Origin of the sequence: Paenibacillus sp. 2TAB19 (genome assembly GCF_052115185.1) — a bacterium.
Taxonomy (GTDB): Bacteria; Bacillota; Bacilli; order Paenibacillales; family Paenibacillaceae; genus Pristimantibacillus.
This window is the reverse complement of sequence record NZ_JBFRGE010000114.1, coordinates 1-14268: the sequence shown is the minus strand read 5'-3', so window position 1 is coordinate 14268 and position 14268 is coordinate 1. Positions and strand designations below refer to the sequence as shown.

Genomic DNA, 14268 nt, shown 5'->3' with positions numbered 1-14268 from the left:
GGCTATCTTTTCGATAACCTGCTCTTGTTCTTGATTTTTGGCCCTGCGCCTTAACTTAATGACATTGGCCGCCGGGCTCGTCTTTTTGTTGTTAAATTTGTATAGCGAAACACTACACTTTTTTGACCTGACCGCGTATTTCTCCGTTCGGATTCTGGATCGTGTGCACATTCACATAAGCGTATGATTCTATGAATGGGCGAGGCATATAGCAACTACAGCAATCTCTATAGAATTCGACCATAAATCAAAGGATTGTCTRCTACTCAGCTTTAGGCCCGTTCTTTACAATGAAGACACGACAGAGAAAAGAAGGTGATGAGGTTGAGTAAAGCAGACACGATGCAGGCCTCGGGAAGACCGAAGCAGAGCGGTCGCCGATGGAAGCTGATCCGCGGCAATCTCGATATGTACGCGCTTTTAATTCCGGGGATTATCTTCCTGCTATTGTTCAAATATACGCCGATGTACGGCGTCGTGATCGCGTTCCAGGACTTTAATATTTTCGGCGGCATATCAGGCAGCGAGTGGGTTGGGCTGCAGCAGTTCGAGAAGCTCATGCACTCCGATGAGTTCTTGCAGGTCCTCGTTAATACGCTGCTGATCAGTTTATACAAGATTACGATTTTGTTCCCGATACCGATTGTCATTGCTTTGCTGCTGAACGAAGTAAGGCGCATGTTCTTCAAGCGGACGATCCAGACGATCATATATTTGCCCCACTTTCTATCGTGGGTCATTATATCGGGGTTATTCGTGAACATCCTGTCGCCTTCGGGCGGCATCGTCAATGAAATCATTCGATCCTTCGGCGGGGAGCCGATATCGTTCCTGACCGACAACAACTTCTTCCGCAGCATCGTCGTTTTCACGGCAGGCTGGAAGGAGATCGGGTGGAATGCGATCGTGTTTATTGCCGCTATCGCGGGCATCGAGCAAGAACAGTATGAAGCGGCGGCGATCGATGGAGCGGGACGTATCCGGCAAATGTTCTCGATCACGCTCCCGGGCATTTTGCCTACGATCATGCTCATGCTCATCCTTCGGATCGGCAGCCTCTTGGAGGCCGGAACGGAGCAGATCTTAACGATGTACAATCCGCTCGTTTATGAGAGCGGCGATGTCATCGGCACGTTCGTGTACCGTATGGGTCTGGGGCAGCAGGATTACAGCTTCAGCACAGCAGTCGGACTGTTCAATTCAGCGGTCGGCTTCTTGCTAATCGTGATCGGCAATATGCTCAGCCGCAAATTTTTGCAGAGAAGCATTTGGTAAGGGGGGGGTTAACATGCGAGGCAAAAAATTCGGAGACTACGCGCTGGACAGCGGCATTTATCTCGCTCTGACCTTAATGGGCCTCATGACGCTGCTGCCGTTCGCCAATGTATTGTCCAAGGCAATCAGCGAGGAGTGGGCAATTGTAGCGGGCAAGGTCGGGATCTTCCCGAGAGGTTTCCAGCTCGATACGATGAAGTTCGTCGTCACGAACGATCAATTTCTTCATTCCTTGTTTATTTCGGGACTGGTTGCCGTAGTCGGAACGCTGGCGTCGCTGCTCATTACGGCGATGACGGCTTATCCATTGTCGAAGCGCGAGCTTCCCGGTATGGGCATTCTGATCGTCCTATTCATATTCACAATGATGTTCAGCGGAGGCATTATCCCGAACTATCTGCTTATCCGCGAACTGAACTTAATCAATAGCTTGGGCTCGCTCATCCTGCCAGCGTTAATTAGCGTGTTCAATATGCTCGTTATCAAAAGCTATTTCGAGAGTCTGCCATCCAGCCTAGAGGAATCCGCAAAGCTTGAAGGTGCGAGCAACTTCACGATCCTCTTCCGCATCATCTTGCCGCTGAGCGGTCCCGTATTGGCAACGATCGGACTGTTCTATGCGGTCTATTATTGGAACGATTATTTCAATCCGATGCTCTACATCAACAGTTCGTCGCTGAAGCCGCTTCAGCTTTATTTGCAGGACATTGTCATGAATGCAGATACGTCCTCGGCGCTTAACAAGAGCGCGGACGATCTGATGAACGTTCCGGCGGAAGGGGTCAGATCGGCAACGGTTATCGCGTCTACGATTCCCATTTTGCTGGTGTACCCGTTCCTTCAGAAATATTTTATCAAAGGCGTATTAATCGGTTCGGTCAAGGGTTGAGTTGGTGTTGATGCTAAGCGTGCGTTAACTTGTTCGGAATGAGAGTGAACCTGCCTAGCATTTCTGGACAATTAATGATAAATAATACATTCAGGAGGGTCACGTTATGAAAAAGGGTCTAAAAGGGGTCATGATCACGCTGGCTGCTGTACTTATGGTAAGTAGTCTAGCCGCCTGCTCGTCAGGCAATGGCAATGAGAATAACACCAAATCAGGAAATGACGGCAACCAAGCAGCATCCGGTCCGTCGTCGGTGAAGCTGAAACGGCTTAACGTTTGGCAGAATGAAGATTACAACACATACCCTGTAGCGAAGCTGCTGGAAGAGAAAACGGGCTACAAGGTGCAGTATGATATGCTTCCGCAAGACAAGTGGGCAGAGAAGCTGAATCTGATTATGGCTTCCGGCGAGGGGTATGATCTCGTTACTTCTTACAGCGACATGGCTTTATATTCGGATTATGCGCAAAAAGGGGCGCTTGTCGACCTAACGCCGCTTATCGAAGAGTTCGGTCCTAATATCAAAAACGCGATTTCGCAACAGTCGATGGATGCGCTTAAGGTGGACGGCAAGCTGTACGCGATCCCGACTTCCATTACGTATCCGGTCAATGCGAGTATTCTGATCCGGACGGACTGGCTGGAAACGTTGAATCTGCAAATGCCTACCACAACGGATGAATTGACCGCTGTTCTGAAAGCGTTTAAGGAGAAAGATCCAGGCGGCAATGGCGAGTATAACGTACCGCTGACGATCCGCGGCGACCTTCCGATGCTCGACAATATCGTAGGCGCTTTCGGCCTGCCGAACACATGGAATGACGTTGACGGTCAGCTTGTCCCGCGGGTGCTCGATCCTTCCTATAAGGATTACATCGGATATATGGCTGATCTTTACAAGCAAGGTCTGCTCGACAAAGAATTCGTAGCGAATAAGGATGCAACGGCGAAGGAGAAGTTCGCAGGCGGCAAAGCCGGAGCGATCATCGTCCACTGGGCCGATATCCCGACGATTTCCGATACGATGACGAAAAACTTGCCTGATGCGAAGTTCTCCTTTATTCCTGCTTTGAAAGGTCCGGCAGACGAGGCAGGCTTCGCGGCGAACGCGGGCTTCGACCGCCTAACGTTCATCCCGAAGGCATCCGAGCATCCTGAGGATGCGATCAAATGGATCAATGCAAGCTTGGAAGAGGAGACGTTCAAGACGATGGCTATCGGTGTGGAAGGTACGCACTATACGGTTGAGGATGGCGCGTACACGCCGATTCTTCCAATCTTCACGGATGAGCGCAACTTGGCAAACAACTACATGGCCGGAACGGATGAGGAGAAATATCCGCAATACTGGCAAGCGCGCGTCCGCAAAAACCCGGTCATGTTCGAAGCGTTCGACTTTATCAATAATAAACAATCGGATGATGTGAAAATTCAGAACAAGCTTGGCGTGGCGCCGTACATGCCAACTTACGCGAAGAACAACATGCAGCTGGAATCGATGGTTGGCGATTATACGATTAAATTGATCGCTGGCGCGGAAACGCTGGACGGCTTGGAAGCATTCCAAGCGAAGTATAAGGCAGCAGGAGCGGAAGCGAGCTCGAAGGAAATCAACGACTGGTATGTTACGACGAAATAATGGGATAAGCGGCGGCGGTCAGGGAGAGCGCTCGCCGCTTCCTTCATTCCAATGATCTGGGGAGAGATTATAATGAACAACGTGAATTATGCATTCGAACGCAAGGTTGAAACGCATGCGCATGCGGACGTAATCGTTATCGGGGGCGGTCCAGCGGGTACGGCTGCTGCTATTGCCGCAGCACGCTGCGGCAAGAAGGTTATCGTGCTGGAGAAGTCGGCGCAGCTTGGCGGCATGGGTACGCTCGCTAACGTCAGCATCTTCATGCCCGTAGGCAACGTAACCGGCATCTACCGCGAGATCATCTCGGAAATCTTGGCGGATTACTTGCCTAAGGGGCATGATGAATCGATCGCTCCTCAATATTCGCCGTTCATTGTGCGTCAGTATTTGAACGAGAAGATGAAGAAGGAACAGGTGCAGGTGTATTTCCACTGCGAATTCATTGGAACGATTCGGGAAGGYAGCCGAATCCGCGCGGTTATCGTATCGACTCGCGAGGGGCTGCGGGCATTCGAGGCGGAGCGGTTCATCGATTGCACGGGCGATGCGCGGGTAGCGATCGATGCTGGCGTTCCTTATCACACGGGCAGGGAAGAGGACGGCCTGACGCAGCCGATGACGCTTATGTTCACGATGCAAAATACGGGTAAGCCCGTAACGCCAATCCTGCCGGAAGGCTGCTACCGTTATGAAGACGTATCCGATCTGCCGCAAGGGCGGAGACTGTACTGGGAGCAAAATGACGATGGCGTGCTTCTTGTCAATATGTCGCGCGTGAAGGCGAACGGCGCTAAAATAGAAGAAGTTAATTACGCGGAGACAGAGGCGCTTCGGCAAGTGTACTCGATCGCCCATTATTTGCAGAGAACGGGATTCGAGAATTATGCGATCTCCCATATTGCTCCGCAGACAGGCGTCAGGGAGACGAACCAAATCGAAGGGCTGTATACGCTGAACGAGCATGACGTCGTGTCCGGGACCAGATTCGCGGATGCGGTCGCGCAGACGAATTACGAGATCGACATTCATAGTCCCGATGCGAAGAAAACGACGGATGAGCGCAAGATTAGCGGGTACGATATTCCGTACCGCTGTATGGTGCCAGCCGCGATCGACAATCTGCTTGTAGCGGGCAGAGCGATCGCCGCGACGCATGTCGCGATGTCCTCGATGCGCGTGCAAGCGACTTGTTATGCGCTGGGCCAGGCCGCTGGTGTTGCGGCTGCTGTATCGTTGGACAGTGAAGATGCTGAGGCGGCTATGAGAGACGTATCGATGGATAAGCTGCATGCTATTTTGGAACAGCAAGGGGTTAAGTTCATCGGCAAGTAATGCTTGTGGTGCGAATGATGGGGGAAGGAGGACAGAGCGATGTATAAATTGCTAATCGTTGACGACGAACCGACGGTCAGAACGGGCTTACGCTCCTATTTCAACTGGACGTCCTACGGGATCGAAGTAATGGGAGAGGCAGATGACGGGGATGTCGCGCTGGAGATGATCGGGAGGGAGCAGCCCGATCTGATCCTGACGGATGTTCGGATGCCGAATATGGACGGCATCACGCTGTCGCGGCAAATTGCGGAGCGGTATCCGGCATGCAAAATCATCTTTGTGAGCGGCCACGACGATGCCGATTATTTGAAGTCGGCGATGAAGGTTAGCGCCGTTGATTATATTTTTAAGCCGGTTAATCTGCAGGAGCTTAGCGCGGTCATTGAGCGGGTAGTAGCCGAGCTGGATGCCGAGCGGGCGGAGCAGCTTCATAAGCAGGAGCTGCTCGAGAAGCTGAAAGAGGGCATGCCACTGCTGCGCGAGAAGTTTTTGCTGTCGCTGATCGGGAATGGCATCCCGCATGCGGAGCTTGGCGAGCGGATCGAATTTCTTGGCTTGCGGTTACCCGTAAGGGCTTGTTATTGGGTCATTGTTATCTCCGTTGACGACCTTGCGGACGTAATGGGCAGCCGCACCGAACGGGATCGCCAATTGCTTTGGTATGGGGTTCTGAATATATGTCAGGAACTGATCGATACGTACGTTGGCGGGTATGTGATCGAGCATCGTGGCGGCGAGTTCGTTGGCATCCTGCGTGCGGAGGGGGAGCTTGCTTCGGACGCGTCGGAGGCATTGTTCGCGCTTGCCGGCGATATTCGCGGCAATCTGGAGCGTTACTTGAAGATTGGCGTTACGATTGGCATTAGCGACCGCGTATCGGCTCTGTCCGACCTAAATTCCGCGTACAAGCAAGCGCGCGAAGCAGCCGATCATAAATGGTATTTGGGCAAAAACCGCATCATTACGATGGATAGCTTAGAGAGCTCGGTGACAGATACGGGCGGTATCAATAAATACGATCTCGTTCATAACGAGCAGCTCGTATCGGCTTTGAAAGCGGCTGAAGGCGAGCGGCTGCGCGAGGTGCTAGGTCTTATTTTCAGTGACCTGAGCCGTAACCGGCGGGATGGGCTGAAATATGGACTCAACGTCTGCCAGCAGCTAGTCCTTACCGTGGGGCAGCTGCTCATGGAGCTGAGCGTACAGTCACCGGAGCTGGAGCAGGCGGAGGCATCCTTATGGAAAGCGTTATCCGATAAGGAAACGCTGGGCGAGATGTGCCAGCTGCTTGAAGCTTATTTGCTCGCGGCATGCGAGCGGATTGGCGAGAAGCGGACGGGCAAGGTAGCGAATCTAGTGGAGCGGGTGCGAGCCGTCATCGAGCAGAACTATGCGAACGGCGACTTGACCGCGGCCGATATCGGCAAGGCGGTGTTTCTAACGCCGACTTATGTAAGTCTGTTATTTAAACAAGAGACGGGGCAGACGGTTGGCGAGTATTTGACGCAGGTGCGCATCGACAAGGCGAAAGAGCTGCTTCGTGATMCGCAATATAAATCTTATGATATATGCCATGCGATCGGCTATACCGACCCGAGCTATTTCACAAAGCTGTTCAAGAAGGCGACTGGGGTGACGCCGAGCGTGTATAGGGACAACTATGTATAGAAACCGCAGGTCTGTCAAAAGGGAAAGCGGCGGGAGTGAAACGACGGGATCGATCCGGCGTTTTGCTCACCGCCTTTCGATTCCCCGCCCTTGGCTTATTGCTTATCTGCTTCTGATCGTCGTTCCGGCCGCCGTCTTCCTGTACGGCTATTACGAGCGTTCTGCTGCCATTCTGAAGAGTGAAATCGTGCGGACAACCCAGCAGGCGCTGAAGCAAGCGGGCAGCAATCTCGCTTATCGGCTGGAGCATATCGAGGATATTAGCAATGCCGCTTTCATGAATACGAATCTCCATTCTTACCTTTCCGCGAGAACGGATGATGCCTCGATCGGCATTCAGATGCAGGTGATCAAGGATTTAAGGTATTTGGTCGATACCGTGCAGTCCAATTCCGACGTATTCCATGTGCGCTTGTTCGTGAACAAGTCGAAGCTGTATGCTGGCGAGCGAATCAATTTTTTTACGTTGGACAGCTTGAAGGAGCGGCCTTGGTATGACGGCATTATCGAAGGCAACGGCGGCATCGTGTGGACAGGGGCGTACGAGGAAACGTACTTAGAAGCGGGCAACGCCCGCATCTTCTCCTCTGCCCGTATGCTGAGGGATCCGGATCACTATGACAACGTGTCAGGCGTGCTCATGATCGATGTGAAGGAAAGCTTGGTGTCGAATATATTATCGGCGCTGCAATTTGCGCCGGGTACGCAAGTATATCTCGTGGATGAGGCAGGATCTATCGTCTATCATCCTGATCGGGAGAAGATCGGGGCTTCGATTGATGCTGCCATCGAGGGCGTATTAAAGCAAGGAGACCAGGGCAGCAGCACGCTGAAGCTCGATGGGGAAGCCAATGACGTTATGTTCACGACGCTGAACCCAACCGGCTGGAAGCTGGTTGCGCAGGGTACCGAATCCCAGCTGTCGCCTCAAGCGCTGAAGCTGACGCAGCGTTCGGAGTGGACGTCGCTTCTTGAATACGTCGCGCTGTTTCTTATTCTGCCATTCGTGCTGCTCGCTATTATCGTGCGCGGGATGAATCGCCGGGTGAATCATGTCATTACCGTTATTCGCAAGGAGGGGTCGGAGAGCCTGAACGAGCTGTCGCCTGTTAACGGCGATTTCCATATGCTCGAGCGAAGCGTCGACCATCTCATTCTTCGCGTGCGAACGCTTGTCGAAGAGAAGTACAAAGCTCAGATCCATGAGCGGGAGGCGCAGCTTCAGGCGCTTCAAGCTCAGATTAACCCGCACTTCTTGTACAATACGCTCGATACGATCAATTGGATCGCGATCGGCAAGGGCGCAACCGATATTAGCGGGATGATCGACAGCTTGGCGAAATATTTCCGGTTAAGTCTCAATAAAGGCAAAAACATCGTCAGCGTGGAAGATGAGCTGCGTCTTGCGGAGGTGTATCTGGAAATTCAGCAAAGCCGATTCCCGGATACGTTCGAATTCAAGCTGGAACTCGAGCCGGGAGTGGAAGAGCATCAAATGCCGAAGCTGATTCTGCAGCCGATCGTTGAGAACGCGCTGCTTCATGGCATTCGCAAGGCGAAGGGGAAGCGGGGCACAATCGTAATTTCCGCGAAGGAGGATAACGGCGATCTCCTCTTCACGGTATCCGATAACGGAATTGGCATGGAAGAGGAACGGGCGCGACATCTTCTCACCGAACCGGCTGAGCCGCAAAGCGAGAATAGCCTAGGCAGCGGAAGCTCCTACGGATTGTTCAACGTCAACGAACGTATTAAGCTGTATGCGGGAGATGATTACGGATTGTCTATAACGTCTCAGCTAGGTTTGGGTACGACGGTTTATGTGAGGCTTAAGGCTGGAGACGGAGCAGTGGAGTTGGATGGATATAGATAGGTAGTTGCGGAGAGCGCCCTTCAGGGTGCTTTTTCGCGTTCTAGATGTTTAGAATCTAGTGGATAAAGAAATCATTGACAAAATATTCATTTCACGACGATAATGATTAATGGTGTAATATATCATATTTAGGAGGATGAAGTGTGGAAAAGAGTTCTAAATCCTTTGTTGCTACGTTATTGTTTTGTATATTTCTGGGGTATTTTTCTATTCACCGTTTTTACGTGGGCAAGATAGGTACGGCTATTTTGCAAATTATTACGATTGGCGGCTTTGGTATTTGGCTGCTTATTGATCTCATCATGATAATTGTACAACAATTTAAAGACAGTGAAGGAAAGAGAATTACTGCATAACCTATCACTTAATTATATTTAATTACATATTTGCATTATTGCAGGTTTATTAACGTGATGAATGCAACAAAAAGGCACATCCTTGAGGGGATGTGCCTCAGACTGTCGAGAAAGTCTCGACAGCCTGGCGAGCCGCTGGGCTYGTCTTTTTTTTTGTTGTTCATGTTTGTATAGCGAAAAACTACACTTTTTTGACCTGACCGCGTATTTCTCCGTTCGGATTCTGGATCGTGTGCACATTCACATAAGCGTTGCCGGCATTAAACTCGGTAATCAAGTCAGCAATTGTTTGTCCGGACAAGGGTCCGACTAAATCCGCAGCCGTAAGAACGCCGCGAACGACGCCGCGTCTGACGGAAATGCCGAACTTATTCGGTCCGAACAGGAAGGCAACAACGGGTCCGTTCACACCTTTTTGACCAAGATGAATGTGAGCTGCCGTGACTTTGGCGATATTGCGGACGACTAGCTGGAATCTGAGCTCGGTACCCGCTCTGTTGAGACGGAAAAAAGCGGTTCCCGTTGCATTCGTCCGAACCGGCGGCACCTCGTTTCTTCCTAGTAGACAAGCTTTGTACGTTCTGATAAGACTTCACTCCCCTATGCTCGTAATGCTATACACTATTCCGCAGATGAAGGATGGCTTGTTTATAAGTCTATGACTCTATGTAATAAGTGAATTTTTACGAAAAGGGAAACCTGAATGATGGTATAATTAGGCATATTATGATGATACCGCCGAAGGGAGCAGGACGATGCGATATAACTGCAGGAAGGTAGAGGGAACGATTGAATCGGTGCAATGGACCGAGCTGGAGGCCGTTTCCCTTGTGCAAGTGGTGGATGGGGAACAAGCGAGACTGCGCACGACGGTTAAGGCGTGCTGGTCGCAGGAAGCGATCATGGTTCGTTTCGATTGCGAGGACGACCATGTTGTATCGACGATGACGGAGAGGGATGCGCCTCTGTATCAAGAGGATGTTGTAGAGATCTTTCTCGATGATACCACCCAAGGCCAGCTGTACAGGGAATTTGTCGTCAGCCCTAACAACGTCGTGTATGACGCGATGATCGGTAATGACGGTGAAGGGAATATCGATGTCAACAAGCAGTGGGATGCGGACGGATTGCGTACAACCGTTGTATCCGGGGATGATGGAGCTTGGGCATGCGAGCTGTATATCCCGTTGTCGAATTTCGACTATATGCCGGCCGTTGGCTCGGAGTGGCGCTGTAACATGTACCGGATCGACGATGATAAGCAAGGCAACCGCCACTTCTGGGCATGGTCGCCGACAGGCGCGATCCACTTCCATTTATCAAAGCATTTCGGTACGTTTGTATTTGTGGAGTAGAATATAGGATAGCCGTACGATAAAACCACACTATAGAGGACGGCGATAGCCGTTTACGCTTGATTCAAAGAATCATGCCGGATCAGAGATTTTATGGAGCAAATGACGCTCACCTTTCTGGGGGAATGACCATATCATGCAGTTAGAATGACGGTGCATGTTGCATCGTGCTGAGCTTCATAACAAGGAGTTGTGTGATATGGTCAGAATGACATTGGATATTGCAAAGCGATTGACTGAGGTCGCGGAGCAAAAAGGGCGGCAAATGGGGCTTAACTGTGATATTGCAATCGTCGATGAAGGCGCGAATCTGATCATGTTTCACCGTATGGACAATGCAAGAATCGCGGGTATTAATATTTCACAGAACAAGGCTTGGACGAGTGTGGCGATGCAGATGCCGACAGCTAATCTAGCGCAATCCGCTCTCCCAGGCGGTCCTACGTTTGGGATTAATACAACCAACGAAGGTAGACTCGTGATTCTCGGCGGGGGGATTCCTTTGATCGGCGAAGGGAGAATTGTCGGGGGGATCGGCGTCAGCGGGGGCACGAGCGCCCAAGATATTGAAGTGGCTTCTGCTGCTGTCTACGCTTTCGAGAGCATGTTGAAGGCGAATGGAAGGGGACGCTATACTTATTAGAATTAGTTATGAAGCACCGTGTCAGCAGTATCATTGATTCTGTTGCACGGGGTAGTACCGACGCAGAATTGAATTTTTGGAGGATTTGTGAGTCGGTACTTACACAAAATCGGCAAAATGGGTAAAAGTAATAGCTAGTTTGTTGGAAGAATGCTCTATAGTCAGCTAGTCCAGTAAACCAGACAACAAGAAAGGCTCTTGGAGCGCGAATCGCGGTCCAAGGGCCTTTTTTGTTCATGCCTGTTATACCAAGCCTGGATTGCCGGCGGCTGCAGCCTCTTCCCGCACCTCGACTCGGACGTAAGTGTCGTCCGGCTGCGAAGCGGCGAATGGCGTCAGCTTGCTGATGGCGTAAATATGGAGCAGGTGCATCGCGCGCGTGCATGCCGTATAGAACAGCTTGCGTTCGCTCTCGCGGGAGTACTGTTTCTTCGAACCGTTATAAATGAGGACGGCGTCGAATTCCACGCCCTTCGCCAAGTAAGCGGGAATAATATGCACGCCTTTCTCGAAGTTCGGCGTCGTCTTCTTAATGAGCCTTGGCGCAACAGGCAGCAAATCTTTAAGCACCTTAAAGGCTGCCTCGCTTTCCTTGGCCGTCTTGCATATGATCGCGACGGATTCATACCCTTGGTCGATTAACTTATGAACATCGGCAGCCAGCGACTCGTGCAGAATCGAACGTTCCTTCACGAGCGTGACGGCAGGTTTCTCGCCGCTGCGGTTGAATGGCACAATATGTTCGCCGCCCGGCACCATGCCGCGCGTGAACTGAACGATCTCCTGCGTCGAGCGATAGCTGCGGGTGAGCGAGATCAGCTCCGTCTGCTCGGGTCCGTACAGCGCATAAAGCGGTCCTGCATCCTGCAAGGCGGAGGAGTGGGCGTAGATCGCTTGATTGAAGTCGCCCAGCGCCGTCATCTTCGCCCGCGGGAATAACCGCCGCAGGAAGGCGAGCTGGAACGGCGAGTAATCTTGCGCTTCATCGATGAATACGTACCGGATGCCGTTGTTCGAGTGGAAGCCGAGCATGAGCTCGCGCAAGTACAAGTAAGGCGTGGAATCCTCATAAGCCAGCTCGCCCTCTTTAATGCGATTAATCGTTTGGCTGCTTAATTCATGCCAGCGAGGCGGCAATGACACATCGCCAACTAAGCGGCTCGCAAGTGAATTATTGCGGAACAGCTCGCAGTAGAGGCTCGTCGTATCGACGAAACGAAGCGCCTTAACCCACTTGCGAAGCGGCTTCAGCTTGCTGCTCACGACCATGCGGGCCATAATGTCCCGTTCGCTCATCGTATTATCCGATGATGATGGATCCTCGTCGCCGCCCGTCAGGGCTAGATACCGTTCATACGCCTGCTGATACTGATCCTGATCGAGCAATTCGATTTGCTCCTCGACCCATAACTCTCCATACTGCTCCTTGCCAAGCTTGGCAACAGCCTTGAGCACCCAGTCGCGCAGCAGAGCGAGACGGTTCGCCAGCGTGATCGATCCGTCGTAGCTATAGAATTTTCCTTTCAATTGACTTGCGGTAATGACCGCTTTGCCGCGGAAAGGGATGGATTTGAAGATCATTCCTTCATGCAGCAGCAATTCCTTATAGGAAGTAATTAATTGCATGAATTGATCGGAAGACTTGAATTGAATGCCTTCCATGCGGGCATCGTAACCCGGCTCGGCTGCCGACGAGAGCACGTATTCGAGCTGCTCGAACGGATCCTCCAGTTTGAACTCGTGCCCGAGCCGGCGCTCCAAGTATTCCTGGAATGTTGCCTGCACCATATTCTCCTCGCCGAGCTCCGGCAATACGGTGGACACATAACTATTGAACATCGGGTTCGGCGAAAATAAAACGACTTGATCGGCGCTGATCTGCCCGCGATATTTGTAGAGCAAATAAGCAACGCGCTGAAGGGCAGCCGACGTCTTGCCGCTGCCCGCGGCTCCTTGAACGATGAGAAGCTGACTGCGGTCATCGCGAATAATGCGGTTCTGCTCCTTCTGAATCGTCCCGACGATGCTCTTCATCTGGCTATCTGCGCTGCGGCTCAGAACGGCTTGCAGCAATTCGTCGCCGATCGTTATGCCCGTATCGAACATGAACCGGATTTTGCCGTCGCGAATGCCGAACTGTCTTTTGAGAGTAAGCTCGCCTTCGATCTCGCTGTTTAAGCTGCGATAGGAAGCAGGACCGGGTGTGCTGTCGTAATATAGATTCGAGATCGGCGCACGCCAATCGTAGATTAGAAATTCGTTGTCGTCCTTATCAAGCAGGGACGCAATGCCCAAGTAGATACGCTCCGGCTCGCTTCCGTGCTCGGCGAAGTCGATTCGGCCGAAATATGGCGACTGCAGCAGCTTGCGAAGCTTCTTAATTTCTACTGCCGTATTTTTGTGCCGATGCTCCCTCTCGAACAATACCTCGGATTGCTGCCGCATACTAATGGACGTTTCCCCAAGGTCAACCTCTTCCATAAAGTTCATCGTGACCTCATCCCAGAACTCGCGCCGCATTTCTACGACGTCTTTGCGCACGAAGCCGACTTCCTCCTCGATTTTGGCGATTCGCTCTTCGATGATGGACGTAATCTCGTCGACTCTCTGCTGCTCGCTAGCCCAGTCTTGCTCTTTGCTCAATGAAGCCACGCTCCTAACCTTGCTATTAATGATAATTAATGATGGATGAATGATATTTGAAATATCAGGATATGCTCATTATTTGCTAAATGGCCGTATACCGCCGTTCAACGAGTCTATCTTATTGTTTCCACAAAATCAACCAAAGCGCGAGGTGACTATTACATGCCGCGCGGAAATAAGTGTATACTGCCATTATAACGAGCATTCGGGATAAAAGGAGCGGTTTGAGGTGCGCAACGCGATGTACGAGCTGGTGGAGACGGTGTGCGAATGAGGGGGAAATGGGCCGTTCCGTTGCAGTAACTGCAACGGAATAGGTGTAACGAGCCGCCGGTGAACGATGGTAAATGAATAACCCCGCAAAGCGTTGATTAAGCGCTTTGCGGGGTTATTCTTCGTTGTTTAGGAAATTATGGAGCTCGAAATGGGAGGTAAGCTCCTACACGGCATGAGGCGGTACGCTCCAAAAGTCAGCTAATCCGCAATAGTGTCATTCTAGGCAACTAATTAGTCTTATACCAAGCGAGCCACCTGTTTAGTTCGATATCAGGCAACTAAACGGGCTAGTTTGGTGAATGGGAATGGG

At 51.4% G+C, this 14268-nt stretch carries 12 protein-coding genes; 9 read left to right on the top strand and 3 right to left on the bottom strand.

What is annotated here, in order from left to right:
- Nucleotides 1-112 precede the first annotated feature (112 nt).
- Entirely contained in the window at nucleotides 113-208 is a 96-nt protein-coding gene (locus AB4Z33_RS28455) for a CHRD domain-containing protein (protein ID WP_442053137.1), read from the bottom strand.
- Between the two features lie 110 nt (nucleotides 209-318).
- Here AB4Z33_RS28455 and AB4Z33_RS28450 point away from each other — a divergent pair, with 110 nt between their 5' ends.
- From AB4Z33_RS28450 to AB4Z33_RS28420, 7 genes are all read left to right on the top strand, one after another.
- Entirely contained in the window at nucleotides 319-1275 is a 957-nt protein-coding gene (locus tag AB4Z33_RS28450; RefSeq protein WP_442053139.1) for an ABC transporter permease, read from the top strand.
- Nucleotides 1276-1288: 13 nt separating this feature from the next.
- Nucleotides 1289-2164: a carbohydrate ABC transporter permease gene (locus AB4Z33_RS28445; protein WP_442053136.1), complete on the top strand. Its 876-nt coding sequence runs from the start codon at nucleotides 1289-1291 to the stop codon at nucleotides 2162-2164.
- A 106-nt stretch (nucleotides 2165-2270) separates the two neighbouring features.
- Nucleotides 2271-3803: an extracellular solute-binding protein gene (locus AB4Z33_RS28440; RefSeq protein ID WP_442053135.1), complete on the top strand. Its 1533-nt coding sequence runs from the start codon at nucleotides 2271-2273 to the stop codon at nucleotides 3801-3803.
- 72 nt (nucleotides 3804-3875) lie between these two features.
- Entirely contained in the window at nucleotides 3876-5138 is a 1263-nt protein-coding gene (locus tag AB4Z33_RS28435; protein WP_442053134.1) for an FAD-dependent oxidoreductase, read from the top strand.
- A gap of 39 nt (nucleotides 5139-5177) precedes the next feature.
- The gene (locus tag AB4Z33_RS28430) at nucleotides 5178-6809 is read left to right on the top strand and encodes a response regulator (RefSeq protein ID WP_442053133.1); all 1632 of its coding nucleotides are present in this window, start codon (nucleotides 5178-5180) and stop codon (nucleotides 6807-6809) included.
- Nucleotides 6802-8682 carry a cache domain-containing sensor histidine kinase gene (locus AB4Z33_RS28425; RefSeq protein WP_442053132.1) on the top strand — a complete coding sequence of 627 codons (1881 nt, stop codon included), beginning with the start codon at nucleotides 6802-6804 and terminating at the stop codon, nucleotides 8680-8682. The genes AB4Z33_RS28430 and AB4Z33_RS28425 overlap by 8 nt, the downstream gene beginning before the upstream one ends.
- Nucleotides 8683-8825: 143 nt before the next feature.
- On the top strand, nucleotides 8826-9038 hold the full coding sequence (locus tag AB4Z33_RS28420) for a TM2 domain-containing protein (RefSeq protein WP_442053131.1): 213 nt from the start codon (nucleotides 8826-8828) through the stop codon (nucleotides 9036-9038).
- Nucleotides 9039-9219: 181 nt separating this feature from the next.
- Here the strand turns inward: AB4Z33_RS28420 and AB4Z33_RS28415 are convergent, their stop codons facing one another.
- Entirely contained in the window at nucleotides 9220-9624 is a 405-nt protein-coding gene (locus AB4Z33_RS28415; protein WP_442053138.1) for a CHRD domain-containing protein, read from the bottom strand.
- 169 nt (nucleotides 9625-9793) lie between these two features.
- Here AB4Z33_RS28415 and AB4Z33_RS28410 point away from each other — a divergent pair, with 169 nt between their 5' ends.
- Both AB4Z33_RS28410 and AB4Z33_RS28405 read left to right on the top strand, forming a co-directional pair.
- Nucleotides 9794-10393, top strand: coding sequence for a carbohydrate-binding family 9-like protein (locus AB4Z33_RS28410; protein ID WP_442053130.1), 600 nt, complete (start codon nucleotides 9794-9796; stop codon nucleotides 10391-10393).
- A 199-nt stretch (nucleotides 10394-10592) separates the two neighbouring features.
- Nucleotides 10593-11036, top strand: coding sequence for a GlcG/HbpS family heme-binding protein (locus AB4Z33_RS28405; RefSeq protein ID WP_442053129.1), 444 nt, complete (start codon nucleotides 10593-10595; stop codon nucleotides 11034-11036).
- Nucleotides 11037-11279: 243 nt separating this feature from the next.
- Here the strand turns inward: AB4Z33_RS28405 and helD are convergent, their stop codons facing one another.
- The gene (gene helD, locus AB4Z33_RS28400; RefSeq protein ID WP_442053128.1) at nucleotides 11280-13679 is read right to left on the bottom strand and encodes an RNA polymerase recycling motor HelD; all 2400 of its coding nucleotides are present in this window, start codon (nucleotides 13677-13679) and stop codon (nucleotides 11280-11282) included.
- Nucleotides 13680-14268: the final 589 nt, after the last annotated feature.